Source organism: Arthrobacter sp. B2I5, from assembly GCF_030816735.1.
Lineage (GTDB): Bacteria > Actinomycetota > Actinomycetes > Actinomycetales > Micrococcaceae > Arthrobacter.
In genome coordinates, this window is the sequence record NZ_JAUSYF010000001.1 from 4,325,207 (window position 1) to 4,352,203 (window position 26,997).

Genomic DNA, 26,997 nt, shown 5'->3' on the forward strand with positions numbered 1-26,997 from the left:
GAGACAGCCCCACCCGCTTCCAGTGACGGACACGGCCTGGGCATCAACATCTAGGAGTCAATGTGGACACCACACAATCGGTGGTCGAAAAATCCGCAATCAGGAAAGTGGCGGTCCGGCTTGTCCCGTTCGTCGCGCTGATGTTCTTCATCAACTACCTCGACCGCACCGCCATCTCTTTCGCCGGCCCCAACGGCATGAACAAGGACCTCGCCCTGAACGCCGCACAGTTCGGCTTTGCGTCCGGCGTCTTCTTCATCGGCTACATCCTGCTTGAGATCCCCTCCAACCTGGCACTGCACAAGTTCGGGGCCCGCCGCTGGCTGGCCCGCATCATGGTCAGCTGGGGCATCGTCTCACTGCTCTTCACTTGGGTGGCCAACGTGGAGCAGCTGTACATCCTGCGCTTCATCCTGGGCGTGGCCGAGGCCGGCTTCTTCCCCGGCGCCATCCTGTTCCTGAGCCTCTGGGTTCCTGCCCGCCACCGCAGCAAGATTCTGGCCCTGTTCTACCTGGCCCAGCCGCTGACCACCGTCATCGGCGCACCCCTGGCCGGCATCCTGATCCAGCAGCACGGCCTCTTCGGACTCGAAGGCTGGCGCGTCATGTTCCTCGGCGTTGCCATCCCCGCCATCGTCATCGGCATCATCTCCTGGTTCTACCTGGCCGACTCCCCCGCAAAGGCCAAGTGGCTCACGGCCGAGGAGAAGACCTGGCTGACCGGTGCCCTGGAAAAGGAAAAGAAGGAAACCAGCGCCGGCAATAAGCACGTCAGCGTCCGTACCGTGTTCGGCAACGGCCGCGTCTGGATGCTTTCGTTGATCTACTTCGGCTTCATCTATGGCCTCTACGCGCTGGGCTTCTTCCTGCCGACCATCATCTCCGGCTTCGAAGGCATCTACGGCACAAAGTTCGACGTCTTCCAGAAGGGCCTGATCACCGCCATTCCGTACCTTCCGGCGGCAGCCGCACTGTACTTCTGGTCCAAGGACGCCACCAAGCGCGGCGTCAAGACCTGGCACATCGCCGTCCCCGCCCTGGTGGGCGGCCTGAGCATCCCGTTGGCCCTCTTCGCAGGAAGCCCCGCCGCAACGATTGCCGTCATCACCATCACGGCAATGGCAATCTTCGCGGCACTGCCCAACTTCTGGACCGTCCCCACGCAGTTCCTGACCGGTGCGGCAGCAGCAGCCGGCATCGCCTTGATCAACACGGTGGGCAACCTGGCGGGATTCAGCGCCGGTTACATCACCGGCTGGCTCAAGGACTGGACCGGTGACTACACGGTGCCGATGTTCGTGGTGGGCGGCTTCATGCTCCTGTCCGCAATCCTGATGGTTACCCTCAGCCGCTCCGGCCGCGTCACCGAGGGAGTCCGCGCCGAGGCCCTGGACCCTGCCGGCGCCGGGCAGCACGCCGAACCTTAACCCCGGCAGCCGCGGACACGGGGACGCCCTCCTCATCCGGGGGCGTCCCCGCACCAAGCCCGCGCCGCTCACCTCCCCAGACCCTTTCCCAGCTAGGCCCAGGAGCTTTTCCCATGACCCGCCTGTTCAACGAACCTTCAGCCTTCGCTGATGAAATGATCGAGGGCTTCGTCGCCTCCCACGGACGCTGGGTCAAGCGTGTTTCCGGCGGCGTTGTCCGCAGCACCAAGAGCACCCCTGACACCGTGGCGCTGGTGATCGGCGGCGGCTCCGGGCACTACCCCGCGTTCGCCGGACTGGTGGGCCAGGGCCTGGCGCGCGGCGCAGCCATGGGCAACCTGTTCGCATCGCCGTCGGCCCAGCAGGTCTACAACGTGGCCAAGGCTGCCCACAACGGCGCAGGAGTGCTGCTGGGCTACGGCAACTACGCCGGCGACGTCCTGCACTTCAGCCAGGCCCAGGAAAAGCTGCGCAGGGAAGGCATCGACTGCCGCAGCATCGCCGTCACGGATGACGTTTCCTCCGCCCCGATCGAAGAGCACACCAAACGCCGCGGCATCGCCGGGGACCTGACCGTGTTCAAGGTGGCGGCCGCCGCTGCGGAGGCGTCCTATGGAATGGATGCAGTGGTGGAGATCGCTGAACGCGCCAACCACCGCACCCGTTCGTTTGGCGTCGCCTTCACCGGCTGCACCCTCCCCGGTGCCGACCAGCCGCTGTTCTCCGTTCCCGAGGGCCGGATGGCCGTGGGCATGGGCATCCATGGCGAGCCGGGCATCGGCGAAGCGGACATTCCGACGGCGGATGAGCTGGCCGAACTGCTCGTGGCCAAGCTGCTGACCGAGATACCCGACGGCGTGGAGGCCAGGGGCGCACGGGTAGTCCCCATCCTCAACGGCCTGGGCAGTGTCAAATACGAGGAGCTCTTCGTGGTCTACCGCCGCGTGGCCCAGCTCCTGGCCGAAGCAGGACTGGAGGCAGTGGATCCGCAGGTAGGCGAGCTGGTCACCAGCTTCGACATGGCCGGCACCTCCCTGACATTCTTCTGGCTGGACGACGAACTCGAGGCCCTCTGGAACGCGCCGGCCGATGCCCCCGCCTTCCGGCGCGGCGCCGTCAGCGCTGAAGCGCTGGAGGAGACTGCCGGCGAGGCGGCCGCCGTCGAACTTTCCATCCCCGACGCCACAGACGCGGCCCGCGCCGGTGCCATCCGTGTTCTCGCTGCGCTCGGCGCGGCCAGGGACGTGGTGGATGCCAACGCGGCGGAACTTGGCAGGATCGATGCGATCGCCGGCGACGGCGACCACGGCATCGGCATGGAGCGCGGTGTCCGCGCCGCCGTGGAAGCCGCGGCAGACGCCGTCGCCCGCGGGGCAGGTGCCGGCACCACCCTGCACTTTGCCGCGGACGCCTGGGCGGACAAGGCCGGCGGCACGTCCGGCGCGTTGTGGGGTATGGCCCTGCGCGCGGTCGGGGACGCAATTGGGGACAGCACAGCGCCCGACGCCGGTGCTGTCGCCGCCGGAGTGTCCGGCGCCGCGGCAGCGATCATGGACTTCGGCAAGGCCAAGGTGGGCGACAAGACGCTGGTGGACGTCCTGGTCCCCTTCCGGGACACGCTCACCGCAGGTGTGGAAAATGGAAAGTCCCTGGCCGCGGCCTGGGACGCCGCCGCCACCGCCGCCCAGCAGGCCGCCGAGGACACCGCCAACCTCCTGCCGCTCATGGGCCGCGCCCGTCCGCACGCCGAGAAGAGCCTTGGCACACCCGACGCCGGCGCCGTCTCCATGGCCCTGATCGTGCGGGCCATCCATAACACCCTCAGCCAAGACAACAACGCCGCGTACAACACCATCAAGGAGAACGCATGAGCACCAAGCTGCGCCTGGTCATTGGAGCCGACGACGCCGGTTTCGACTACAAGGAAGCCCTTAAGGCCGACCTGGAAGCCTCCCCCCTGGTCGAATCCGTGACGGACGTAGGGGTGGACGCCACCAGCCACACCCCGTACCCCTCCGTGGCCATCGCCGCCGCCGAACTGATCGCGGAAGGCAAGGCAGACCGTGCCCTGCTGGTCTGCGGCACCGGCCTTGGCGTTGCCATCACCGCCAACAAGGTCCCCGGGGTGCGGGCGGTCACTGCACACGACAGTTTCTCCGTTGAACGCGCCGTCCTGAGCAACAACGCCCAGGTCCTCACCTTCGGCCAGCGCGTCGTCGGCCTGGAACTCGCCCGCCGCCTGGCCAGGGAATGGCTCACCTACACATTCGACGAAACGTCCGCATCCGCGGATAAAGTCGCCCTGATTAAGGACTACGAGGGTGTCACTTCCTGCTAAGAAACCCAAAGCCGTCATCGGCGTCAGCCTGAAGATGTACTTCGGCTACGCCCGGTCGGTGGACTACTGCCGGGACGTGGCATCAGTCGCGTTCGCCCACCCCGCGGTGCAAAGCGGCGACATCGAACTGTTCGTCCTGCCCATCCTCCCGGCATTGCCGGAGGCCGCCCGCATCCTGGGCCCCGCCGGCGCCGCCTCCGGTGCCCAGGACATCTTTTGGGAGGACGAGGGCGCGTACACCGGCGAGGTGGGCGGAAAGGCCATCGCCGAACTCGGCGGCCGCTATGCAGAGATCGGGCACGCAGAACGCCGCCGGATCTTCGGCGAGGATGACCGCGTCATCGGCCTGAAAACCGCAGCAGCCTACCGCAACGGCCTGACCCCGGTGCTGTGCGTCGGCGAACTGCAGCCAGGTTCCGTGGAGGAAGCCATTGCCCGCTGTTCGGCGGAGATCGACGCCGCGCTCAACCGGGCTTCGTCCCTGGCACCCGCCGCCCGGACCATCGTGGCCTACGAGCCCCAATGGGCCATCGGCGCTCCGAAACCGGCCACACCCGGCTACATCAGCGCCGTCATCACCGGGCTTGATGCGCACCTGCGCAGCCTGCCCGGGCAGCAGGACAGCAGCGTGATCTATGGCGGCAGCGCGGGACCGGGCCTGATCACCCAGCTGGGCCCCGCCGTCGCAGGCCTTTTCCTGGGCCGCTTCGCGCACGACCCGAAGGCGCTGGCAACCATCCTGGACGAGGCGGCAGCCCGGCTGGAATCCGCGGAGGTGGCGGCATGACCTCGAGGATAGGCCTCAGCAGCTACGCGTTTTTCTGGCAACTCTCGGACCAGGTCTCCCACCCCCTGAGCATCCATGATGCGCTGGAGCGGACCGTGGAACTGGGCGTGGACCTGTTCCAGGTCTGTGACTATGCACCGCTGGAGGCCATGACGGACGTGGAACTCCAGGCCGTGCGGGACACCGCGGACAGGTTGGGAATCTCACTTGAAGTGGGCACCAAAGGCATCCGCCCGGAGCACCTCCGCAGATTCCTGCACATCGCGGGGATTCTCGGAAGCCCGCTGCTGCGGACCATGTTCAACGTTCCCGGGCATACTCCCACCACCGAGGAAGCGGTGGCCATTTTCAAGGAGGTACTGCCCGAGTTCGAGGCCGCCGGGGTGAAGATCGCGGTGGAAACCTACGAACAGGTGCCCACCTCCCGCGTCCTGGACGTGGTCCGCGGGGTGGACAGCCCGCACCTGGGGATCTGCAGCGACCCCGCCAACACCGTCGCGGCGCTGGAGATGCCGCGTGAGGTGATTGACGCCGTCGCGCCCCATGTCCTGAACATGCACATCAAGGACTTTGCCTTCAGCCGCAGGGACGGGTGGGTGGGCTTCACCTACTCCGGCGCGCCGCTCGGCGAAGGACTGCTCGACTACGGGTACATGGCCGAAAAAATCCGGCCGCACGAAAGAAACATCAACCAGATCGTCGAACACTGGCTGCCCTGGCAGGACTCCGAGGCGGAAACCATCCGCCTCGAAAACCAGTGGACCCGGCAAAGCATCGAATTCCTAAGGAGCAAGTGAAATGTCAGCAGAAACTTTGACCGTCGCCGTCATCGGAGCCGGAGGCAAGATGGGGATGCGCGTTTCCCGCAACCTCCAGAAGTCCGGCCACACCGTCTTCTACAGCGAGAACTCCCCCGCCGGCCAAGAGCGCATCAAGGCTGAAGGCCGCGGGCTCACGGCTACCGACGACGCCGTCAAGGGCGCCGACGTGGTGATCCTCGCCGTCCCCGACACCGTCCTGGGCGTCGTGTCCGAAGGCGTGGTGCCGCAGATGAAGTCCGGCGCCATCCTCCTCACCCTGGACCCCGCCGCCGCTTACGCCGGCCTGCTGGCAAAGCGCGAGGACGTTGTCCAGGCAGTTGCGCACCCCTGCCACCCGTCGGTGTTCCTGGAACGCACCACCAAGGAAGAATGGGCCGACACCTTCGGCGGCGAGGGAGCCCCGCAGAACGTGGTGGCCGCGATCGACGAGGACGCCCCGGCGGCCACCCGCGATTCGGCTGAAGCCGTCATCCGCACCATCTACGCCCCCGTCATCGACGTCCACTGGGTCACCGTCAAGCAGCTCGCCATCCTGGAACCCACCCTGGTGGAAACCGTTGCCTGCATGATCGGCACCCTGCTCAACGAGGCCCTGCACGAGACCGTCCACACCGCCGGTGTCCCCGAAGAAGCCGCCAAGGCCATGCTGTTCGGCCACGTCCAGATCGCCCTCACCAACGCCCTGCGCGGTTCCAACCCGTTCTCCGAGGCCTGCGAAATCGCCATCCAGTACGGCAAGGACACCATCATCAAGGACGACTGGAAGAAGATCTTCGACGACTCCGAACTCGACGGCGTCATCGCCAAAATGCTCAAGCTCGAAGCCGTCAAGCGGTAGAGCCTGCGCCTACAGCCGCGGCTGCCACCCTGGTCATCCCGGCCACGGGTGGCAGCTGCGCTTAAGTCCTGGTTTCATCCCAGGGGCTTCGTCCGGGCCGCCGCTATCCGCGGCGGCCGGGCTTGTCGAAACGCCAACCCTCTGACCGCAGTTTTGGAATGATCTGGTCGACGGCCTCCACCGTTTGGCTGCGGTCCCCACCGCCGTCATGCATGAGGATGACGGCACCCGGAGTGATGCCCTCCTCAAGACGCCGGACCAGCTCCGCCGTTCCCGGCGGCTCCCAGTCACCAATCGCAAGGCGCCAACCAAGAGGCTGCATTCCCATGTCGGCGGCCACCTGCGGCGTCAGCCCCCAGCTGCCGTAAGGTGCCCGGAAATAGTTGATGGGGGCATCCGGAGCTGCCTGACGGATGAGGGTGCTGGTTTTTTCCAGGTCCGCCCTGATCGCCTCGGCACTCCAGGCAGACATGTTGTCGTGATGCATGGTGTGGTTGCAGAGCGCATGCCCGGCGTCAGCTATCTGGCGGACGATTTCAGGGTGCTGTTTCACGTGGTCGCCCCAGAGGCAAAAGGTCGCCTTGACATGGTGCTTTTCGAGCACAGCGAGCAGCTTGGGGGTGTTGACGGGGTCTGGGCCGTCGTCAAACGTCAGGCTGAGGTATTTGCCCTCGTGCCGGGTCGAATCGACGATGGCCGGCGTGGCCTGGTCAGCAAGGGCGGGAGCTGCGCCGGCAAGGCCTGCGGGAACAGTGGCGGCCGCGGCCAAGGCGAGGGCAGCCAGGGGCAGGACTGCCTTGGGCAAGGCGTAGGGGCGTGGGCGTGGCATCTTCATCGCTACCTCTTCGGAGAAACTGTAACTTTCCGGAAGTTTCCGGAAATGTGCTCAGCCTAGGTATCGAGCTAGGGCTCCGTCAAGGGTGCAAAGCAGCCGAACCGGCAAAGACGCAATCAGTTCCTGCGGGGCGCCGCGGTGCTCTCCCTGGTTACAAGCCTGGTGGCCAGTTCCACCCGGGGACTGTCGACGGCTTCGCCGTGCACCATCCGGAGCACCGTGCGCGCGGCCAGCTTGCCCATGTCGGCAAGCGGCTGCCGCACTGTAGTGAGCGGAGGAGAGGCCCAGCGGGCTTCGGGAAGATCGTCGAAGCCCAGAACACTGACATCTTCGGGCACCCTCAGGCCTTTCTTGCGTACTGCCTCGTATACGCCGAGGGCCATTTGGTCACTGGCAGCGAAGACCGCCGTCGGTGGGCTGGCCAACTCCAGCAGGGTCCGTCCCGCCCGGAATCCGGACTCATAATCAAAGTCACCCTCCACCACCAATGCGGGGTCAAAGGCTATACCGGCAGCATCAAGGCCTGCCCGGTAGCCGTCCAGGCGGGCACGGCTGCACCACAAGCCCGGCACCCCTGCAACAAATCCAATTCGCTGGTGGCCAAGGCCGGTCAGGTGTTCAGTTGCGCCCACGGCCCCGGTCCAGTTTGTGGCTCCGATGGTAGGCACGTCCAGATCAGGTACCCCTGCAGGGTCTATTACCACCGCGGGGACATCAAGCCGCTGGAGTTCAGCCCGTAAGGATGAGTCCAGATCCGTAGTAACCAGGATTGCGCCGTCGCTGGCCCTGGCGCTGACATTGTCCAGCCACTGCCGGGTTGAAGTGGGGCTTGCGCTGCGGTGGATCGCTGAGACCACCGTGGACGCGCCGGCCTCGTTGGCCGCCTCCTCCACTCCGCGGATGATTTCAACTGCCCAGGGGCTGTCCAAGTCGTTGAAAACGAGGTCGATGAGACCTGAGCGTACAGCTGGCCGGCTGCCCCGCCGCTGGTAGCCGTGCTCGCGCAGCAGCGCTTCCACCCTTTCCCTGGTACGCGGGGACACGTCACTGCGGCCGTTGAGCACCCGGGACACCGTGGGGACGGACACACCGGCCTCGGCCGCAATAGCGGAGATTGTGACTGCCGGGCGCTGGGTCTCGTGCACGCATTCCTCCTGGTTTAGCTGCCTCTATAGGTTCTCGCACGCTGGCCCCGGCGCGAAACTTTTATCGAAACCCTTGACGCGCCCTCCGGAAGGTTTCTAGTCTACAACCACCCATTTCCGGAAACTTCCGGAAGTATCGGTGCGCATTGGCGCATCGATTATTCGCACCTCAAAGGAGAGCTCTTGATGAAGGTTGCCAAAACTGTAGCCGTCGCCATTCTTGCGTCGGCGTTTGTCCTCCCCAGCGCACTGCCCGCAGTCGCTGGCGAGAATGACAAGCCGCAGGCACCGGGTCTGGCCAAGCAGGACACGCTGCGCTGGGCTGCGCCGAAGGACGTCCGGATCGGCACCGCAGTTGCCGGCGGCGGGCACCATGAGACCATGCCGTACCCCAACCCGTTCACCTTTGACCAGCAGTACCGCAACGTGCTGGCCTCGGAGTTCAGTTCCGTCTCCCCTGAGAACCAGGCAAAGTGGGAGTTCATCCACCCGCAGCGGGACCAGTACCGCTTCGCCGAAATGGATGCGATCGTTGAATTCGCGCAGCAGAACGGCCAAGTGGTCCGCGGCCACACGCTGTTCTGGCACAGCCAGAACCCGGCCTGGCTGGAGCAGGGCAACTTCAGCAAGGACGAACTGCGTTCCATCCTGAAGGACCACATCACCACAGTTGTGGGACGCTACGCAGGCAAGATCCAGCAGTGGGACGTCGCCAATGAGATCCTGAACGGTGACGGGACCCTCCGGACTGCGGACAACATCTGGATCCGTGAACTTGGTCCGGAGATCATCGCCGACGCCTTCCGGTGGGCCCACGAAGCCGATCCTGCCGCCAAGCTCTTCTTCAATGACTACGGCGTGGAAAGCATCAACTCCAAGAGCACCGCGTACGTAGGCCTCATTTCGAAGCTCCTCGCCGAAGGCGTCCCGGTGGACGGTTTCGCCGTACAGGGCCATCTCAGCACCCAGTACGGCTTCCCGGGCGACCTGAAGGCGAACCTCCAGCGCTTCGATGACCTCGGCCTGGAAACTGCAGTGACCGAGATCGATGTCCGCATGAACATCGCTGCAGGGACCAAGCCGACTGAAGCGCAGCTGGCCAAGCAGGCCAGCTACTACCAGCAGGCCCTGGAAGCATGCCTGAACGTCGAGGACTGCAAGTCCTTCACCATCTGGGGCTTCAATGACAAGTACTCGTGGGTTCCCGTCTTCTTCAGCGGCCAGGGCGAGGCCACCGTGATGTGGGAGGACTACACCCGCAAGCCTTCGTACTACGCGCTGCAGTCCACCCTCCTGAAGGCAAACCCGGGCGGAGAGCAGCGCGACGCCCGCCACCCCGCCTACCAGCAGTAGCGATTTCCCGAACAGCCAACGGCGGCCTGGAACAACATGTTCCAGGCCGCCTTCCAGTTCATGCTACTGACCGGCAGCAGCGTCCACTGTTAGCTCGAAGATCGGGGGTTGTAGCCCCGTCATGCGTCGAACGCGCTTGGCGTTGCAGGTGCCAGGTTGAAGTAGGACCGGGCGTCCGGTGGCCGGATATCAGCCACCACGTCGCTGAAAATCCGCATGGGATGCGGTGCGAATGGGTGCTCCGCGATCGCGTCGAAGTCCAGGTCGATGCCAAGCCCAACGCCTTCGGGGATCATGACATCGCCATCCTCCGTCAGACGGAGGCGTTCATTCGAAATGTCGCTGCGCCACGGCACATCCGTGGCCATGATCTCCAGGTACCGGAAATTCGGCAGCGCCGCGCCAAGCTGCAGCGTTGCCGCAGTACTGAGGGGCCCGCTCGGATTATGGGGTGCGAATGGTACATAGTGGGCTGCCGCCAGCGTTGAAATGAAGGACAGTTCCAGCAGACCCCCGGCGTGCGTGGCGTCCGGCTGGATATAGTCCACAGCCTTGCGTGCCAGGGCGGGGATGAAAACGTTCCGACCCATCCACCGCTCACCCGCGGCAATGGCAACCGGGGACTTGCTGCGAACCTCGATGAGTGCGTCGAGTCCGTCGGGAGGGCACGGTTCCTCGAAAAACACGGGCTGGAACTGTTCCAGCTCACGCGCCACCCGGATAGCCGTGGGGACGTCGAACCTGCCGTGTCCTTCTATGAAAAGCTCAACGTCATCGCCCACCGCCTCCCGCACCGCGGCAACGGGCTCAAGCATGCGCCGCAGGTCCCCTGGCCCGAGGATCAGGTCCGCTGCCTCGAACGGGTCCCACTTCAGTCCACGGAAACCCTGGGCAACTGTTTGCACGGCTGCCTCGGCAAATTCTTCAGGCGTTTTGGCTCCGGAGAACCAGCCGTTGGCGTAGGCCCGGACCCTGTCACGGACCTGCCCACCCAGCATCCGGTGGACCGGGACCCCAAGGGCGCGGGCCGTAACATCCCACATGGCCATTTCAAGGGCGCTGAGTGCCGTCATGGACACCGGACCGCCACGCCAATAGGCGTCCCGGTTCACCTCATAAATGGTCTGCGTGATCCGCGTGGGGTCCTTGCCCCGGACGGCATCGGCCAGGACGGCCACCGCGCCGCGGACTGCATGTTCCTGCCCTTCAAGGGTGGCCTCAGCGATACCGGTGAGGCCTTCATCGGTGGTGAGCCGGACGAAGATGAGGTTGGTCCGGTAGAAGTCCACCACCACGGTATCGAGGTTGGTTATTTTCATGTCACCTCTTTCAGCCGGCCGGAGGGGCCGTGGATTCGCGGACGATCACCTGGGTGGCCAGTTCCACCCGGTGGGAGTCCAGGACTTCGCCGCGCACCTGGCGCAGGAGTGACCTCAGGGCGGCCCGGCCCATTTCCTCAAGCGGCTGGGCCACCGAGCTCAACGATGGCACCGACTGCTCACCCTGGTTGGTGCCGTCGAAACCGATGAGGCTGATGTCTTCGGGAACCTTGATCCCATGGTGCCGCGCTTCGCTCAGGACACCCAGGGCAATGGCGTCACTGGCGGCAAAGATGGCCGTGGGGAGGGCGTCAAGCTTCAGCAACTCCTTCAACCCGCTGACCCCGCTCTCGGTCCGGAACCGGCCGCCGGACACAATGTAGCTGGAGTCCACCTTGATGCCCTGTGCCATGAGGGCGGCCATGTAGCCGTGCAGCCGCGCCTGGTTGCATTCAGCGCCCTCTATGCCGCCGATGTATGCGATACGGCGGTGTCCCAGTCCCAACAGGTGCTCAGTGGCGGCTTTGCCGCCCGCCCAGTTGGTGGCCCCAACGCTGACAACGTCGGCTGAGGGCGGGTTGAGGGGGTCGATGACGACGACGGGAATCTGGCGGCGCCTGAACGCATGCAGTTGCGCTTCACTGAAGGCAGAGGTCACCACGATCATCCCGGCCCGGCCCTCTTCCAGCATCCTCTGCGCCCGGCGCTCCGGAGTGTGGCGGCCAGGGGTGGATTGACCGGTCACGCTGACCAGGATTTCGACGTCGGCGCCGGCCGCGGACTGAAGAATGCCGTTCAGGACCTGGATGGTGTAAGCGGAGTCGAGCACGTCGATGACCACTTCAATTACGGTCCCGCTCTCCGCAGCCGCCCGTCGCTGCAGTGGGGACTGATACCCGGCCTGTTCCAGTGCGGCAAGAATCCTGGCCCTGGTTTCGGGGGCAACGTCGTCGCGGCCGTTCACCACCTTTGACACTGTGGGCGCCGAAACCCCTGCCTGCCTCGCCACTGTGGCGAGCGTGGGTTTGGTCCGCTCAGGCAATTTGGTCGTCATGGGTTCGCAATCTTTCGAAGGTGGGGAAACGTTTTCATTGTGCAGAACACGCCCTTCCTCGGTCAAGGCTTATCGGGAACGGGGATGCCGCGCCAAAAAGATCCTCTACGATCCCTTGACCACACGGCTTTTTCACGCTTTAGTTTAGACCGTGACTTATATCACCGGGTCGAAATATTTCGATCGAACGTCGAAGATGACGCCCGGGATCCGACTGCAAAATCACTATGGAGAAGCAATGAAGCAACCCCAGACCTCCCGGCGCTCTTTCCTCGCCCTCGCTGCCCTTACTCCCTTTGCCGTTGCCGCAACCAGTGCCTGCGGGACGTCCGGCCCGGGCGCCTCCAGCGGCGGCGGGGGCGCCAGCATGTGGTACCTGACCGGCGAGCCAAACCAGACCACCATGCAGAAAGCCGTGGATGCCTTCAATTCGGCAAACTCCGCCGACAAGATCACGGTCACCTATTTCCAGAACGACGCATACAAGACCAAGATCAAGACCGCGATCGGTGCCAACCAGGCGCCCACCATCATCTACGGGTGGGGCGGCGGTGGCCTGAAAACCTACGCCGAGGCCAACCAGGTGGAGGACCTGACCAGCTGGTTTGACCAGAACCCGGACCTGAAGAAGAAGTTCTTCCCGTCCGTGTTTGGCGCAGCTACCGTCAACGGCAAGATCTATGCCCTGCCCAACCAGTACGTCGCACCGATCGTACTGTTCTACAACAAGGAACTCTTCCAGAAGGCAGGCGTCCAGCCACCCAAGACCTGGGACGACATCATGTCGCTGGTGAAGACCTTCAATGGCATGGGTGTTGCACCGTTCTCCCTGGGCGGCCAGTCACGCTGGACCTCCATGATGTGGCTTGAATACCTGCTGGACCGCATCGGCGGCCCCGAGGTATTCAAGGCGATCTTTGAGGGCAAGCCCAATGCCTGGATGGACCCCGCCGTGATCGAGACCGGCACCAAGATCCAGGAGCTGGTCTCCGCGGACGGCTTCATCAAGGGCTTCTCCTCCATCACCGCGGACTCCCAGGCAGACCAGGCCCTGCTGTTCTCCGGCAAGGCGGCCATGATGCTGCACGGCTCCTGGACCTACGGCGCCATGAAGAAGGCGGGCCAGAACTTCGTCCAGGACGGAAAGCTCGGCTTTGTCCCGTTCCCCGCCGTTGCCGGCGGCAAGGGTGATCCGAAGAACGGCGTCGGCAACCCGGCCCAGTACATGTCCATTTCCTCCAAGGCCAGCGACAAGGAAAAGGAGTCCGCCAAGAAGTTCTTCAAGGACGGGATCCTGACCGACACCGTCATTGACGCCTACATCAACTCCGGCTCGGTGCCCATTGTCAACGGCATTGAGGACAAGCTGAACACGTCCCCTGACAAGGAGTTCCTCAACTACGTCTACGACGTGGCCAAGAACGCGCCGAGCTTCCAGCAGTCCTGGGACCAGGCGCTGAGCCCCACCGCCGCGGAGGCCCTGCTGAACAACATCGACCAGCTGTTCCTGAAGTCGATCACGCCGCAGCAGTTCGCCGAGAACATGAACGCCACCCTGGGCAAATGAGTAACGCTATCTCCACCGCCCGAGGGCCCGCCGTCGGCATCAAGGATTCCAGGCAAACCGAAAAGCGCAAGGCCGCCCTGGCGTGGCTGACACTGCCGGCACTGTTCTTCTTCCTGGTGTTCGCCATCATCCCGCTGGCCGGTGTGCTCATCCTGAGCTTCGCCAAATGGGACGGAATCGGTGCCATCGGGGCGGCGGGCATGGACAACTGGTTCTCCGTGCTGGCGGACCCGGAACTGTACAACGCCCTGGGCCTGACCTTCCTGATCATGATCGTCTCGTGGCTGGTCCAGACCCCCATCAGCCTCCTGCTGGGAGTCTTCACGGCGGGAAGCCAGCGGTACCGTGCCGCATTGGCCGTGCTGTACTTCCTGCCCCTGCTCCTGTCCTCCGCCGCCGTCGCCATTGCCTTCAAGGCCCTGCTGGATCCCAACTTCGGCCTGGCAACCGGCCTGGGGCTGCCATTCCTGGCGCAGGACTGGCTGGGTGTCCCGCAACTGGCCCTCGGCCTGGTGATCTTCGTCATCGCCTGGCAGTTCGTGCCGTTCCACACCCTTATCTACCAGGGCGGGGTGCGGCAGATCCCGAAGTCCCTGTATGAGGCAGCCCAGATCGATGGGGCCGGGACCATCAAGCAGTTCTTCCACATCACCCTGCCCCAGTTGAAGTACACCATCATCACCTCGTCCACCCTCATGGTGGTGGGTTCGCTGACCTACTTCGACCTGATCTTCGTCCTCACCGGCGGCGGCCCCGGAAACTCCACCCCGCATCCTGGCGCTGGACATGTACCTGCGGGGCTTCCGGGCCAACCTCATGGGCCCGGCAAGCGTCGTCGCCGTCATTCTCGTCATCATCGGCCTCGGTCTTGCCTTGTTCCTCCAGCGTCTTGGCGGCAAGGACAAGCAGGGCAGCCAATTGGAAGGTTTGTAGGGTGAGTACCGTCCTGAAAAGCAATACGCAGGAGGCCCGGACCGGAAGCATGGGCGGCTCCGCGGCCCCCAAGCGGGGGCTCGGCACAAGACTGCGGCGGTTGAACATCCCCGGCGGCCTCGGCGGGTGGATCTGGCTGGCCATCATCATCCTGCCGGTCTACTACGTGGTAATCACCAGCCTTAAGACGCAGGCGGGGTACTTCGGCCAGAATCCCCTGGCCCTCCCCACCTCTCCTACGCTGGAGAATTACCAGCTGGTCCTCGAGGCGGACTTCGCCACGTACTTCATGAACAGCGCCATCGTCACGCTCGGTTCGGTGATTCCCACCGTGCTGGTTTCCTTCATGGCCTCATTCGCGATCGTCCGCGGCAGCGGGCGGTTCCTGAAGCTGGTCAACGGCATGTTCCTCATGGGTCTTGCCATCCCGCTGCAGGCCACGATCATTCCGGTTTACCTGATGATCATCCGGCTCAACCTGTACGACAGCCTGCTGGCATTGATGCTGCCGTCCATCGCCTTTGCCATCCCGCTGACGGTGCTGATCCTGTCCAACTTCATCCGCGACGTCCCGAACGAGCTGTTCGAGTCCATGCGGCTGGACGGCTGCAGCGAATGGCAGACCATGTGGCGGCTCGCCCTGCCCCTCACCCGCCCTGCCATCGTGACCGTTGCCATCTACAACGGCCTGCATGTCTGGAACGGGTTCCTGCTTCCCCTGATCCTCACCCAGAGCCCGGGCCTGAGGGTCCTGCCCCTGGGCCTGTGGACCTTCCAGGGTGAGTTCAGCGTCAATATCCCGGCCGTGCTCGCATCGGTGGTGCTCAGCACGCTGCCAATCCTGGTGCTTTACGTCATCGGCCGCCGCCAGCTGCTGGCAGGCCTGACCGCCGGCTTCAGCAAGTAGAAAGGATCTCTCCATGACCACCGCAAAGCCCCTGCGGGTCGGCATGGTGGGCTACGCCTTCATGGGTGCCGCCCACTCCCACGCCTGGCGTACCGCACCGCGGTTCTTCGACCTGCCGCTTCAGCCGCAGCTCACCGCGGTCGCCGGCAGGAATGCCGACGGCGTCCGCGCGGCGGCAGACAAGCTCGGCTGGGACTCGGTTGAGACCGACTGGCGGCGCCTGATCGAGCGCGACGACATCGACCTCATCGACATCTGCACCCCCGGCAACACACATGGGGAAATTGCCATCGCAGCCTTGGAAGCCGGCAAGCATGTGCTGTGCGAAAAGCCGCTGGCCAACTCCGTGGAGGAGGCCGAACGGATGACGCTCGCGGCGGAGACAGCCGCGAAGCACGGTGTCTTCTCCATGTGCGGCTTCAGCTACCGCCGCACCCCGGCCCTGGCCCTGGCCAAGCGGTTCGTGGAACAGGGCAGGCTCGGCGAGATCCGGCACGTCCGGGCCCAGTACCTGCAGGATTGGCTCTCGGACGCAACCGCCCCCATGACCTGGCGGCTGGACAAGAGCAAGTCCGGCTCCGGCTCCCTGGGCGACATCGGCGCCCACAGCATCGACGCCGCACAGTGGGTCACGGGCCAGAACATCAGCGGGGTGTCGGCAATGCTGGAAACCTTCGTGCGGGAGCGTCCGCTGGCCGGCGACCTGGTGGGCCTTGGCGGCCACGGCGACCTCAGCAGCGACGCCCCACGTGGGACGGTCACCGTTGATGACGCGGCCATCTTCAGCGCAAAGTTCGACGGCGGCGCCTCCGCGGGGGCCATCGGCGTCTTTGAGGCCACGCGGTACGCCCTGGGCAGGAAAAACGCCATGCGGCTGGAGGTGAACGGCACCAAAGGTTCCCTCGCCTTTGACTTCGAAGAAATGAACGTCCTGTCCTTCTATGACGCGGCAGAGTCGCCGGACGCCGGATTCCGACGGATCTTCGTCACCGAGCCCGAGCACCCATACGTCGGGAACTGGTGGCCCACGGGCCACGGGCTCGGGTATGAGCACGGCTTCACGCACCAGGTGGTGGACCTCGTCACCGCCATCGGCGAGGGCCGCCAGCCGGAACCGTCCTTCGCCGACGCCCTGCAGGTGCAGCGGGTCCTCGCCGCAGTGGAGTCCAGCGCCGGAAATTCCAGCCAGTGGCAAAAAGTCTGAGCGGCACCGAGCTCCAAGGAACCAAGGAACACACATGACACGACCAATTACGCTGTTCACCGGCCAGTGGGCCGACCTGCCCTTTGAGGAAGTGGCGCGGCTTGCCGGCGAGTGGGGCTTTGACGGGCTGGAGATCGCCTGCTGGGGCGACCACCTGGACCCCCGCCGCGCTGCCGAGGACGACAACTACCTCCAGGGCCGGCTGGACATCCTTGAGAAGAACAACCTCAAAGTCTTCGCCATCGCCAACCACCTGAACGGCCAGGCTGTCTGCGATGACCCCATCGATGAACGCCACCAGGGCATCCTGTCCGCGGAAGTCTGGGGCAACGGCGAACCGGAAGGCGTACGCCGCAGGGCGGCGGAAGCCATGAAGGACACCGCCCGGGCAGCCGCCCGGCTTGGCGTCAAGACCGTGACGGGGTTCACCGGTTCCTCCATCTGGAAAGCCGTCGCCATGTTCCCGCCGGCTTCCCAGGCAATGATCGACGCCGGCTACCAGGACTTCGCGGACCGGTGGAACCCTATCCTGGACGTCTTCGACGAGGAGGGTGTCCGGTTCGCACTGGAGGTCCACCCATCCGAAATCGCCTATGACTACTGGACGGCGAAACGGACCCTCGAGGCGATCGGCCACCGGGAGAACTTCGGCCTCAACTTCGACCCCTCCCACTTCATCTGGCAGGACCTGGATCCCGTGATGTTCCTGCAGGACTTCGCGGACAAGATCTTCCACGTGCACGTCAAGGAATCCGTCCGGCAGCTCGATGGCCGCAACGGCCGCCTGGGCTCGCACCTTGTTTGGGCGGATCCCCGCCGCGGCTGGGACTTCGTCACGGCAGGACACGGGGACGTGCAGTGGAACCGAATCTTCCGGACCCTGAATGCCATCGGCTACGACGGCCCCGCCAGCATCGAGTGGGAAGATGCCGGCATGGACCGCCTCATCGGCGCCCCCCAGGCGTTGGCCATGGTCCAGGAACTGGCCCGGATCGCCCCGCCGGCAGCTGCCTTCGACGCCGCCTTCGCCAGCCGCTGACCTCTACTTTCCGGCCCGCAGGGCCGGCAGCCAAACAAAGGAAACTTCAATGACAGAACGCAAGAACGCCCTGGTGGTCCGCGGCGGCTGGGACGGCCACCAGCCGTATGAGGCCACCGAGCTCTTCATCCCGTATCTCAACGACAACGGCTATGACGTCCGGGTGGAGGAATCCCCCAAGGTCTACGCCGACGCCGCCTACATGGCCGGCGTGGACCTGATCATGCAGTGCATGACCATGTCCACCATTGAGAAAGACGAGTTCGCCGGACTGCGGACAGCCGTGGCGAACGGCACCGGCCTGGCGGGCTGGCACGGTGGGATCGCCGATTCCTACCGGAACACCTCCGACTACCTGCACCTGATCGGCGGCCAGTTCGCCTGCCATCCCGGCAAGCACCCGGACGAGTGCATCGGCGAGCAGTCGGACAACTACGTTCCCTACACGGTCAACATGCTGCCCGCCGCCGCCGAACACCCCATCACCCAGGGCATCAAGGACTTCGACCTGGTAACCGAGCAATACTGGGTCCTCTCCGACGACTACATCGATGTCCTTGCCACCACCACCCAGAAAGTCCGTGAGTGGGACCCCTGGCACCGGGAAGTAACATCCCCCGCCATCTGGACCCGCCAATGGGGCAAGGGCCGCATCTTCGTGGCCACCCCAGGCCACCGCGTGGAAATCCTCCAGGACCCGAACGTACGCACCATCATTGAAAGGGGCCTGCTGTGGGCAAGCCGTTGAAAATCGGAATCATTGGCTGCGGAGCCATCATCGCCCAGTACCTCACCAATTTCCGCCGGCTGGACCAGGTCCGGCTGGTAGCCGTGGCGGACCTCGATCCGGCCCGCGCCCAGGCAGTGGCGGACGATTACGACGGCGTCCGCGCCCTGTCCGTGGAGGAACTGCTCGCCGCAGATGACGTGGACCTGGTCCTGAACCTGACCATCCCGGCAGCGCATGCGGACGTGGCGCTGAAAGCGATCGCCGCCGGAAAGAGCGTCTATGGTGAGAAGCCCCTGGCCGCCACAACTGCGGAGGCACGCCAGGTGCTGGACGCGGCACGCCAGGCAGGCGTCGTCGTCGGCTGTGCTCCGGACACTGTACTGGGCACCGGCATACAGACCGCCCGCAAAGCCATCGATGATGGCCTGATCGGGGCCCCCATCTCGGCGTCTGCCACCATGGTGACCCCCGGCCACGAGCGCTGGCACCCAAACCCGGACTTTTACTACCAGCCGGGCGGCGGTCCCCTTTTGGACATGGGCCCCTACTACGTCACCGCCCTGGTGACGCTGCTGGGTCCCGTTGTGTCGGTGCTGGGCGCGGCCAGCCACACCCGCAATGAGCGGACCATCGGATCCGGGCCAAGACAGGGGGAGAAGGTACCCGTCACCATCGACTCCCACGTCACGGGCATCCTGGTCCACGCCTCCGGCGCGCTCTCCACCCTTTTCATGAGCTTCGACGCCGTGAAGTCCAAGTCTCCCAACATCGAGATCCACGGCGAGCGCGGATCCCTGGTGGTGCCGGACCCCAACCACTTTGACGGTGACGTCCAGCTGTTCTCCCTGGGCGCCGAGGATTGGGAAACCCTTCCCGTTTCGGCAGGGTACGTCGATTCCGGACGCGGGTTCGGCATCGCGGACCTGGCCGCCACCCCCGAGGGCAAGGAACCCAGGGCGGGCGGGGCACTGGCCTACCATGCCCTGGAGGTCATGGAATCTGTCCTGAAGGCCGCACACAGCGGCATGACGGTGAGCATCCAGAGCACGGTTGAGCGGCCGGAAAGTGTGGCGCTGACCGTCCTGGCCGAGCAGGCGGACGCCCTTCAGGCCAAGTAGCCATCGGGAACCGCGCCGCCCGTCGCATTGGAGCTAGTGCACTCCATCGCTGCGGGCGGCGCGGTTCCGGCCCAGGGATTTGGCTCGGTACAGGGCGGCATCCGCTGAGGCGATGAGCTCATCAACATCCGAGGTCCGGCCGTCATAGGTGGAAATGCCGTAACTCGCGGTGGGCATTTCCATTCCCTCCGGCGCAGCCGCCCCGGCCATGCGCCTGCTGATTTCCCCGGCAATCGTCTCGGCCCGTTCTGCACTTGCCCCCGGCACCAGGATGACGAACTCCTCCCCGCCATACCTCCCGGTCAGGTCAGTGGAGCGCACGGTGGCAGCGCAGGCGTCAGCGAACGCCTGCAATGCGAGGTCTCCGGCGGCATGGCCGTAGGTGTCGTTGACGGTCTTGAAGTGGTCAAGGTCGGCCAGGATCAGGGCTCCTGAGCCGCCGGTAATGGAACGGTCCGCCAGTTGCTCCCCGGCCAGGTCCAGGAAGGCCTTGCGGTTCAGGAGCCCCGTGAGATCGTCCCGGCTGGCCACCACGCGCAGGGCGCGCGTCTGTTGTTCGGTGCTCAGCGCCGCCATGCTGAAGGAGACCACCACCAGCAGCACCATGGTTACCAGGGTGGTGACGGCGGATCCAAACACGGCGTCGAAGAGTGGCGCCTTGGGGCCCACCACCAGGAATGCCAGCCATCGGAAGAGGTAGAAAACGCTGAGCCCTCCGGCAGCAACGGCCATGGGAATCCGGACCCGTGAATAACCGGGCTCAAGGCGCCAGAGCTCACGTGACGCCAGGCCGATGGTCAGGCTCATGGCGGCGAGGAACACGGGGCCGCCGGACCAAGTGTTGGTGGCCGGATGATCCAGCAGGGAGGCCACCAGGGTAACCAGCGGAATGCCTGTGAAGGCCCACTTGGGCGGCCGCACGGTCCGCAGGGAGCGCGCCCCGGCCCACACGGCAACACCACCATGTACCAGCAGGGTGTTCCCCACCGGGTTGGCCCACACCTGGTGGGGTGTGCCGTCCAGGAGGAAGCAGCCTGACCCGGACAGGAAGAACAGCAGGGCTCCACACCACCAAGCGCTGTAGGGCGAGCGCGTCAACCGGTAAGCGGAAAAGTAGAAGAGGACCACCAGGACAAGGGCCATGAGGCCAAAAGCGATGCGCAGGGTCGCCGTATCCAGAACCATCTGCCAGTAGCCCCCCAAAGCCCCGATGTTGCTCACGCAAGTATTGCATCCACCAACATGGTGCAGAAGACCTCGTACCCCCGCCGGCACTCCTCAAACCCACCTAGGCTGGCAGGTAACAACGGGCACCACGAAAGGCATGCCATGCTCCTTCTTTTCGGTTTCAAGACCGTCCACAAGGCACTCCCCGGGAGGGCGGCAACCTGCAGTAACTGCGGGGCCTTCGTCTACCATCTCCTGGAGGAGCAGGCCACCAGGTTCACCCTGTTCTTCATTCCAGTGCTCACGGTGTCGCGGAAATTCCGGATTACCTGCAGCAACTGCGGCTATGTCTCGTCCATCACCGCCCGGCAGAAGCGGGCGCTGGAGCTTCGGCGGTAGAAGTTGGTGGGCAAGGTAGGGTGGAATCGAACGTTTGGAAGTGGGCGTCTTCACACGCAACCTGGAAGTTGCTGAAGAACCGCCTAAGGACGTGCCGTGGACGCTTTCTCCATCCCCCTGGAATTGCAGGACAGCGTCGCCTCGCGGCTGCAGGATTTGGTGCTGGAAACCTCTGATGCCGAAGAGTTCTTCCAGGAGCTGGCAATCTTTTCCGCTTCCCTCCTGTCCCCCAGGGGCGCCCAAATCTTCTGCAATCTCAGCGTGGTCCGCCACAAGAAACCTGTCACCGTGGCCTGCAGCACCGCCAGGGCCCGGACCATGGACGAACTGCAGTACGCCTTCGGCGACGGCCCGTGCCTGTCGGCAATGCGGACCGGGACCAGCGTCCACGTCCCGGATGTGTCCCGTGAAGATCGCTGGCCCCAGTACATCCGCGCTGTAGCAGACCATGCCGTGGGTTCAATCCTCGCTGTGCCTTTGCAGCTCGAGGGCGATTCCACCGCGGCGCTGAACATTTACGCCTCGCGGATCCATGGTTTTGCGGGCAGTGATATCGCCAGGGCTGAACTGTTCGCGGAGCAGTCGTCCAAGACCCTGCGGTTGGGGCTGCGGCTGGCCCGGCTGCAGGAGGCGCGGGACAACCTGGAAGCAGCAATGAAGGGCCGCACGGCAATCGATGTAGCCGTTGGCGTCATCATGGCACAGAACCGGTGCAGCCAGGAGGCTGCCCTGACCGTGCTGAGGAAAGCCTCAAGCTCACGCAATGCCAAGCTCCGGGACGTTGCGGCCGGAGTGGTGGAGTCCGTGTCGCCCAACGCATCGTTGCTCACGCATTTCGAGGAATAGGCGGACCTGCCCCCGCCGGCGTTGCCGCGCGAACCGCCGCCCGGTGATAACGGAAAACTTCCACCTCTAGCCCACGCCGCCGGCGGCCGCTAGAGTGGGACGCGGTACCGCCCTGCCGCTTCCCGGCAGGAGGACGGGAACCCGCACGAGGGAATGGGGGTGGTTTTGATGACTGCTGTTGCCGCGCGCCCTGAGCGCCCCGCATCCACCACATCAACCATCCTGCCCGGCTGCACTCGCGTTTCCTGACGCTGCGCGTCCACCTGCCAGTGCACCGGGGATATCCAAGGAAACCACAGTGCATACTTCTTCAGGCAACCCCCTGGACGCCACCAACAACCCAGACGTAGACGCAGTCAGCACCGCAAACAGCGCTCCCAAGCAAGGCGGAGGCCTGTCCGCTTACGGCTACACGCCCGCCGTCGCACGCTATTTCCATCAGCACCCCTGCCCGGGGGCAACTGCACCCGGACGGGTGGTGCGCGTGGACCGCACCCTGCTGCTCGTTGCCGTCGACGACGGGCTCCTGCACCTGCCATACCCCCTGTCCGGCGCGCAGGCCGTCACCGGTGACTGGGTCTGGATCGGCCCCAACCGGGCGGGCGACCGGCAAATCCTGGCCGTCCTCCCGCGCCGCTCCGAACTTAGCCGCAAACGGGCCTTCGAGGACTCCTCCGCCGCCCAGGTCCTGGCCGCCAACATGGACACGGTGGGCGTGGTGGTGCCCGTGGACCGGCCCCTCACGCACAACCGGCTGGAACGGACCCTCGTCGCCGCATGGGATTCCGGCGCCACTCCCCTGGTGATCATCACCAAGGCAGACCTGGCGGAGGTGGCGGACGATGTCGTCGGGAAAGTCATTCTGCAGGCGGCAGGTGTGGAGGTGGTCACCACGTCGGCGGAAAGCGGGGACGGGATCGACGAACTGATGGGGCAGATTCCGCCTGGCGGGACCATAGTGCTCCTGGGGCCTTCCGGCGTCGGCAAATCCACGTTGATCAATGCGTTGGTGGGCCGCCAGGTCCAGGAAACCGGGGAGGTGCGGTCCGGAGATTTCAAGGGCAAGCACACCACCACTGCCAGGGAGCTGGTGCCGCTGTCCAACGGGACGGTGCTGATGGACACGCCCGGCGTGCGCGGGTTTGGGCTGTTCGACGCCGGCGAAGGGCTGGACGGGATGTTCGGCGACGTCGAGGAACTGGCCGCCGGTTGCCGGTTCGCTGACTGCGCGCACGGTAGTGAGCCCGGCTGCGCGGTCCGCGAAGCGATCGACAGCGGCGCCTTGGCCGAACGCCGCTGGAACTCCTATCTGAAGATGCAGCGGGAACTTGCGGCACTGGCACGCCGATCCGACGTCGCCGCCCAGCGCGCCTACCACCGGGAATGGCAGCAGAAAGTGGTTGCGGCGGGCAAATCACAACGCTGGGCAGAGCGCGAGGCATCCGAACACGGCAGCCGGACGGGAGGCAAGGACCGGAAGCGGAGGCGATAGGACAAGACGCTTCCGTGTCGGGGGCGGGGAGTAGGGTTCGGTCATGGACATCATCCTGGTACCCGGTTTCTGGTTGGACGCCTCATCGTGGGATGAGGTGACACCTGCCCTGGAAGCAGCCGGGCACCGCCCCCGCCCCCTTACCCTTCCCGGCAAGGAATCGGCGGAGGCCAGTCGCGCGGGTATCAGCCTGCAGGACCATGTCGACGCCGTGGTGCGGGTCCTGGATGGCTTGCCGGCCAAGGCCGTCCTGGTGGGCCACTCCGGCGGCGGTGCCATCATTCACGGGGTGGTGGATGCGCGTCCGGGCAAGGTGGAACGCGCCATCTACGTCGACAGCGGACCGCTGGGGGAAGGCGGCGTCATCAACGATGAGCTGCCGGCGGAGGGGGACGATGTGCCGCTGCCTCCTTGGGAGAGTTTTGACGACGCCGACCTGGTGGATCTCAACGACGGGCTGCGGCAGGACTTCCGGGGCCGGGCTGTTCCCGAGCCCCGGGGCGTGGCATACGGCATTCAGCACCTGCATGACGAGCGGCGCTACAACGTGCCCGCCACGGTGATCGCCTGCGAATTCCCGTCCGCCATGCTCCGGGAGTGGATCGCGGCCGGCCATCCGTTCGTGGCGGAACTGGCAAAGGTACGGGAGGTGGAATTCGTCGACCTGCCAACAGGGCACTGGCCGCAGTTCACCAAACCGGACCAATTGGCGCATACCATCCTGGCGGCGGTGGACCGGACGGGCACGCCCTGAACGAAATACTCTTGCGCCGTGCCAGCCCGGAACCCATAATAAATGAATGGCATTCATTTATTCCACAGTCGGGGACAACGCCGCCCTTGACCACGTTTCCACCGGCACCGCTGCCCACATGCCCGCAGAGTGGGAGGCCCACCAGCGCACCTGGATGGCGTTCCCCCCACCAAATGACACCTTTGGCCCCGCAGGCAGCCCCACCCTTGACCGCGCACGTGCAGCCTGGACCCGGGTGGCCCAGACCATCGCTCGGTACGAGCCCGTTACGGTGGTGGCTGACCCAAGGGACGCCACAGCTGCAAGGGAATGGCTGGGCGGCGGCATCGACGTCATGGCCGTTCCGCTCGATGACGCCTGGCTGAGGGACAGCGGCCCCACGTTCGTGCATCAGCCGGACGGTTCACTGGCTGCCGTTGACTGGATCTTCAATGGCTGGGGCGCGCAGGAGTGGGCGGCCTGGACCAAGGACCAGGCCATGGCCCAGGCCGCGGCCGCGGGAGCCGGCGTGCCCGTCCGGCCAAGCCCCCTGGTGAATGAAGGCGGCGGGTTCCATGTGGACGGTGAAGGCACCGTCCTGTTGACCGAGACAGTCCAGCTGGATCCGGGCCGCAATCCGGGCGCCACCAAAGATTCAGTGGAAGCAGAAGTGCACGCCGCCCTGGGCACCACCAAAGCCATCTGGCTTCCCCGCGGATTGACCCGGGACTACGACGAGTTCGGCACCCGGGGCCACGTGGACATCGTGGCAGCCTTCGCCGGCCCCGGCACCATCCTGCTGCACCGCCAGGACGATCCCGCCCACCCCGACCACGCCGTGTACCTGCAGCTGAAAACCGTCCTCGCCGGCCAACTGGACGCACAGGGCCGCCCGCTGCGCATCATTGACGTTCCGGCACCCACAGTCCTTCGCGACGAGGAAGGCTGGGTGGACTGGTCCTACATCAACCACTACGTGGCCAACGACGTGGTGGTGCTTTGCGGCTTCGACGATCCCAACGATGCCATTGCGGCCGGGATCCTGGAACGCGCCTATCCTGGCAGGACCGTGGAGCTGGTGGATGCCAGGGACATCTTCGCCTTCGGCGGCGGCATCCACTGCATTACCCAGCAGCAGCCGGCAGCCATGGACGGGGGCTCACTGTGAAGCTGGCCGAAAAGCAGGCTCCGCTGCCACGCAGCGAACCATTCGAGGTTGTGGAGGCCGGCATTGCGCAGTTGCGTGCCGCCCTTGACTCCGGCCAGGTGACCAGCGAAGAGCTGGTCCGGCTATACCTTGCGCGCATCGAGAAGTATGACTCTTCGGGCATACGCCTGAACGCGCTGGTGGTGATGAACCCGGAAGTCATCGCCGATGCACAGGCGTCAGACCGGCGCCGCGCTGCCGGCTTCACGCTCAGCCCCCTCGACGGCATCCCCTACACCGCGAAAGACAGCTACCAGGTGCAGGGTCTCACCGTCGCCGCCGGCTCACCGGCCTTCAAGGACCTGGTGGCCCAACAGGACGCCTTCACCATCGAACAGCTGCGGGCCGGCGGGGCGGTCCTGATCGGACTCACCAACATGCCGCCCATGGCCAACGGAGGTATGCAGCGTGGAGTATATGGGCGGGCGGAAAGCCCCTACAACGAGGATTACCTCACTGCGGCCTTCGCCTCCGGGTCATCCAATGGCTCCGGTACCGCCACGGCCGCGAGTTTCGCCGCTTTCGGACTCGCAGAGGAAACCTGGTCCTCAGGGCGGGCACCGGCGTCGAACAATGCGCTCTGCGCGTACACCCCATCACGCGGCGTCATTTCCGTCCGCGGCAACTGGCCCCTTGTCCCCACCATGGACGTGGTGGTTCCGCACACGCGCACCATGGCGGACCTGTTGGAAGTCCTGGACGTGGTGGTGGCGGACGATGCCGAGACCCGTGGGGATTTCTGGCGCGTCCAGCCCTGGATTCCCGTACCCAAGGCATCCGCTGTCCGCCCGTCGTCGTACCTTGACCTCGCGGTGCGGGACGCTTCCGAGGCCGTAGGCGCGCTGGCGGGTAAATGCTTCGGTATCCCCCGCATGTACATCAACGCGGATCCGGAGGCCGGGACGTCGGAGGCGCCGGGCATCGGCGGCCCCACAGGCCAGCGGATCGAAACACGCCCGTCCATCCTGGAGCTGTGGAAAGCGGCGCGCCGTGACCTGGAAGCCGCAGGCGCGGACGTTGTGGAGGTGGATTTCCCTGTGGTGTCCAACTATGAGGGCGACCGGCCCGGTGCGCCCACCATTGCCACGCGAGGACTGGTGCCACCCGAATACCTGCGGAGGGAGATCGTGGACCTGTCCGCGTGGGCGTGGAATGACTTCCTCGAGGCCAACGGCGACCCGGGCCTGAACCGGCTTGCCGACGTCGACAGTTCCGCCATCTTCCCAACCCCCGAGGGCGCGCTGCCGGACCGGTATGACGGGTTCGACGACGACATCGCGGACTACCCTGCCTGGATCCGAGACAACGGGGTTCCCGTCCTGGCCGATATTCCGCACCTGCCCCAAGGCCTGGCGGGACTCGAGGAGACCCGCAGGGTGGACCTGGAGGAGTGGATGGACCGGCTGGGCCTGGATGCAGTGGTGTTCCCGGCAGCCGCCGACGTGGCGCCAGCGGACGCGGATGTCAATGAAGGCTCTGCAGACATCGCCTGGCGCAACGGCGTTTGGGTTGCCAACGGAAACCTGGTTCCGCGCCACCTCGGCATCCCCACGGTCACGGTTCCCATGGGCATCGCTTCCGACCTCGGGATGCCCGTGGGCCTCACCATTGCCGGCAGGGCCTACAGCGACACCCAACTGCTCCGGTTGGCGGCGGCCTTTGAGGCCACCGGAAGCCGTCGCGTTGCGCCGCCGCGCACCACGCCCGCAGGAGATACCAAAAACGACTGACCGATCCC

24 protein-coding genes and 1 pseudogene are annotated in these 26,997 nt (G+C 65.2%); 20 read left to right on the forward strand and 5 right to left on the reverse strand.

Annotation, left to right across the window (positions count from 1 at the left end; translation table 11 throughout):
• Positions 1-62 precede the first annotated feature (62 nt).
• The 6 genes from QFZ60_RS20115 to QFZ60_RS20140 all read left to right on the forward strand — a co-directional run bounded on the left by QFZ60_RS20115 (position 63) and on the right by QFZ60_RS20140 (position 6,211).
• On the forward strand, positions 63-1,427 hold the full coding sequence (locus QFZ60_RS20115) for an MFS transporter (RefSeq protein WP_307092781.1): 1,365 nt from the start codon (positions 63-65) through the stop codon (positions 1,425-1,427).
• A gap of 113 nt (positions 1,428-1,540) precedes the next feature.
• A complete protein-coding gene (locus QFZ60_RS20120) occupies positions 1,541-3,298 on the forward strand; it encodes a dihydroxyacetone kinase family protein (RefSeq protein WP_307092783.1) in 1,758 nt (585 codons plus the stop codon).
• The gene (locus QFZ60_RS20125) at positions 3,295-3,765 is read left to right on the forward strand and encodes a ribose-5-phosphate isomerase (protein WP_307092785.1); all 471 of its coding nucleotides are present in this window, start codon (positions 3,295-3,297) and stop codon (positions 3,763-3,765) included. Before QFZ60_RS20120 ends, QFZ60_RS20125 begins: the two co-directional genes overlap by 4 nt.
• Complete coding sequence (locus tag QFZ60_RS20130; protein WP_307092786.1) at positions 3,749-4,552, forward strand: triose-phosphate isomerase family protein; 804 nt, start codon at positions 3,749-3,751, stop codon at positions 4,550-4,552. Before QFZ60_RS20125 ends, QFZ60_RS20130 begins: the two co-directional genes overlap by 17 nt.
• Positions 4,549-5,349 (forward strand): sugar phosphate isomerase/epimerase, encoded by an 801-nt coding sequence (locus tag QFZ60_RS20135; protein ID WP_307092787.1) that lies wholly within the window; start codon positions 4,549-4,551, stop codon positions 5,347-5,349. Before QFZ60_RS20130 ends, QFZ60_RS20135 begins: the two co-directional genes overlap by 4 nt.
• 1 nt (position 5,350) lies before the next feature.
• On the forward strand, positions 5,351-6,211 hold the full coding sequence (locus tag QFZ60_RS20140; RefSeq protein ID WP_307092788.1) for a phosphogluconate dehydrogenase C-terminal domain-containing protein: 861 nt from the start codon (positions 5,351-5,353) through the stop codon (positions 6,209-6,211).
• A gap of 103 nt (positions 6,212-6,314) precedes the next feature.
• Here QFZ60_RS20140 and QFZ60_RS20145 read toward each other — a convergent pair whose 3' ends face one another.
• Both QFZ60_RS20145 and QFZ60_RS20150 read right to left on the reverse strand, forming a co-directional pair.
• A complete protein-coding gene (locus QFZ60_RS20145; RefSeq protein ID WP_307092790.1) occupies positions 6,315-7,046 on the reverse strand; it encodes a polysaccharide deacetylase family protein in 732 nt (243 codons plus the stop codon).
• 116 nt (positions 7,047-7,162) lie between these two features.
• Positions 7,163-8,191 carry a LacI family DNA-binding transcriptional regulator gene (locus QFZ60_RS20150; protein WP_307092792.1) on the reverse strand — a complete coding sequence of 343 codons (1,029 nt, stop codon included), beginning with the start codon at positions 8,189-8,191 and terminating at the stop codon, positions 7,163-7,165.
• Positions 8,192-8,377: 186 nt separating this feature from the next.
• Here QFZ60_RS20150 and QFZ60_RS20155 point away from each other — a divergent pair, with 186 nt between their 5' ends.
• Positions 8,378-9,544 carry an endo-1,4-beta-xylanase gene (locus QFZ60_RS20155; RefSeq protein ID WP_307092793.1) on the forward strand — a complete coding sequence of 389 codons (1,167 nt, stop codon included), beginning with the start codon at positions 8,378-8,380 and terminating at the stop codon, positions 9,542-9,544.
• A gap of 119 nt (positions 9,545-9,663) precedes the next feature.
• Here QFZ60_RS20155 and QFZ60_RS20160 read toward each other — a convergent pair whose 3' ends face one another.
• A complete protein-coding gene (locus QFZ60_RS20160; RefSeq protein ID WP_307092794.1) occupies positions 9,664-10,863 on the reverse strand; it encodes a mandelate racemase/muconate lactonizing enzyme family protein in 1,200 nt (399 codons plus the stop codon).
• Between the two features lie 10 nt (positions 10,864-10,873).
• Positions 10,874-11,917, reverse strand: coding sequence for a LacI family DNA-binding transcriptional regulator (locus tag QFZ60_RS20165; protein WP_307092795.1), 1,044 nt, complete (start codon positions 11,915-11,917; stop codon positions 10,874-10,876).
• Between the two features lie 238 nt (positions 11,918-12,155).
• Between QFZ60_RS20165 and QFZ60_RS20170 the strand changes: the two genes are divergently transcribed.
• From QFZ60_RS20170 to QFZ60_RS20200, 7 genes and pseudogenes are all read left to right on the forward strand, one after another.
• Positions 12,156-13,484, forward strand: coding sequence for an extracellular solute-binding protein (locus tag QFZ60_RS20170; RefSeq protein ID WP_142118731.1), 1,329 nt, complete (start codon positions 12,156-12,158; stop codon positions 13,482-13,484).
• A pseudogene (locus QFZ60_RS20175) lies at positions 13,481-14,417 on the forward strand (carbohydrate ABC transporter permease). The gene QFZ60_RS20170 and the pseudogene QFZ60_RS20175 overlap by 4 nt, the downstream one beginning before the upstream one ends.
• A gap of 1 nt (position 14,418) precedes the next feature.
• Positions 14,419-15,324 carry a carbohydrate ABC transporter permease gene (locus QFZ60_RS20180; RefSeq protein ID WP_307092798.1) on the forward strand — a complete coding sequence of 302 codons (906 nt, stop codon included), beginning with the start codon at positions 14,419-14,421 and terminating at the stop codon, positions 15,322-15,324.
• A 13-nt stretch (positions 15,325-15,337) separates the two neighbouring features.
• Entirely contained in the window at positions 15,338-16,528 is a 1,191-nt protein-coding gene (locus QFZ60_RS20185) for a Gfo/Idh/MocA family protein (RefSeq protein WP_307092800.1), read from the forward strand.
• 34 nt (positions 16,529-16,562) lie between these two features.
• A complete protein-coding gene (locus tag QFZ60_RS20190; protein WP_307092801.1) occupies positions 16,563-17,567 on the forward strand; it encodes a sugar phosphate isomerase/epimerase in 1,005 nt (334 codons plus the stop codon).
• Positions 17,568-17,616: 49 nt separating this feature from the next.
• On the forward strand, positions 17,617-18,315 hold the full coding sequence (locus QFZ60_RS20195; RefSeq protein ID WP_307092802.1) for a ThuA domain-containing protein: 699 nt from the start codon (positions 17,617-17,619) through the stop codon (positions 18,313-18,315).
• Positions 18,300-19,415, forward strand: coding sequence for a Gfo/Idh/MocA family protein (locus tag QFZ60_RS20200; RefSeq protein WP_307092804.1), 1,116 nt, complete (start codon positions 18,300-18,302; stop codon positions 19,413-19,415). Before QFZ60_RS20195 ends, QFZ60_RS20200 begins: the two co-directional genes overlap by 16 nt.
• Positions 19,416-19,448: 33 nt before the next feature.
• On the opposite strand, the gene QFZ60_RS20205 is transcribed toward QFZ60_RS20200, so the two are convergent.
• The gene (locus QFZ60_RS20205) at positions 19,449-20,600 is read right to left on the reverse strand and encodes a diguanylate cyclase (protein ID WP_307093406.1); all 1,152 of its coding nucleotides are present in this window, start codon (positions 20,598-20,600) and stop codon (positions 19,449-19,451) included.
• Between the two features lie 144 nt (positions 20,601-20,744).
• Between QFZ60_RS20205 and QFZ60_RS20210 the strand changes: the two genes are divergently transcribed.
• From QFZ60_RS20210 to QFZ60_RS20235, 6 genes are all read left to right on the forward strand, one after another.
• Complete coding sequence (locus tag QFZ60_RS20210; RefSeq protein WP_307092805.1) at positions 20,745-20,981, forward strand: zinc-ribbon domain-containing protein; 237 nt, start codon at positions 20,745-20,747, stop codon at positions 20,979-20,981.
• Positions 20,982-21,077: 96 nt separating this feature from the next.
• Positions 21,078-21,827, forward strand: coding sequence for a GAF and ANTAR domain-containing protein (locus QFZ60_RS20215; RefSeq protein WP_307092807.1), 750 nt, complete (start codon positions 21,078-21,080; stop codon positions 21,825-21,827).
• 298 nt (positions 21,828-22,125) lie between these two features.
• Complete coding sequence (gene rsgA / locus QFZ60_RS20220) at positions 22,126-23,319, forward strand: ribosome small subunit-dependent GTPase A (RefSeq protein WP_307092808.1); 1,194 nt, start codon at positions 22,126-22,128, stop codon at positions 23,317-23,319.
• Positions 23,320-23,362: 43 nt separating this feature from the next.
• On the forward strand, positions 23,363-24,073 hold the full coding sequence (locus QFZ60_RS20225; protein WP_307092809.1) for an alpha/beta fold hydrolase: 711 nt from the start codon (positions 23,363-23,365) through the stop codon (positions 24,071-24,073).
• Between the two features lie 46 nt (positions 24,074-24,119).
• On the forward strand, positions 24,120-25,220 hold the full coding sequence (locus tag QFZ60_RS20230) for an agmatine/peptidylarginine deiminase (RefSeq protein ID WP_307092810.1): 1,101 nt from the start codon (positions 24,120-24,122) through the stop codon (positions 25,218-25,220).
• Complete coding sequence (locus tag QFZ60_RS20235) at positions 25,217-26,989, forward strand: amidase (protein ID WP_307092812.1); 1,773 nt, start codon at positions 25,217-25,219, stop codon at positions 26,987-26,989. The genes QFZ60_RS20230 and QFZ60_RS20235 overlap by 4 nt, the downstream gene beginning before the upstream one ends.
• Positions 26,990-26,997: the final 8 nt, after the last annotated feature.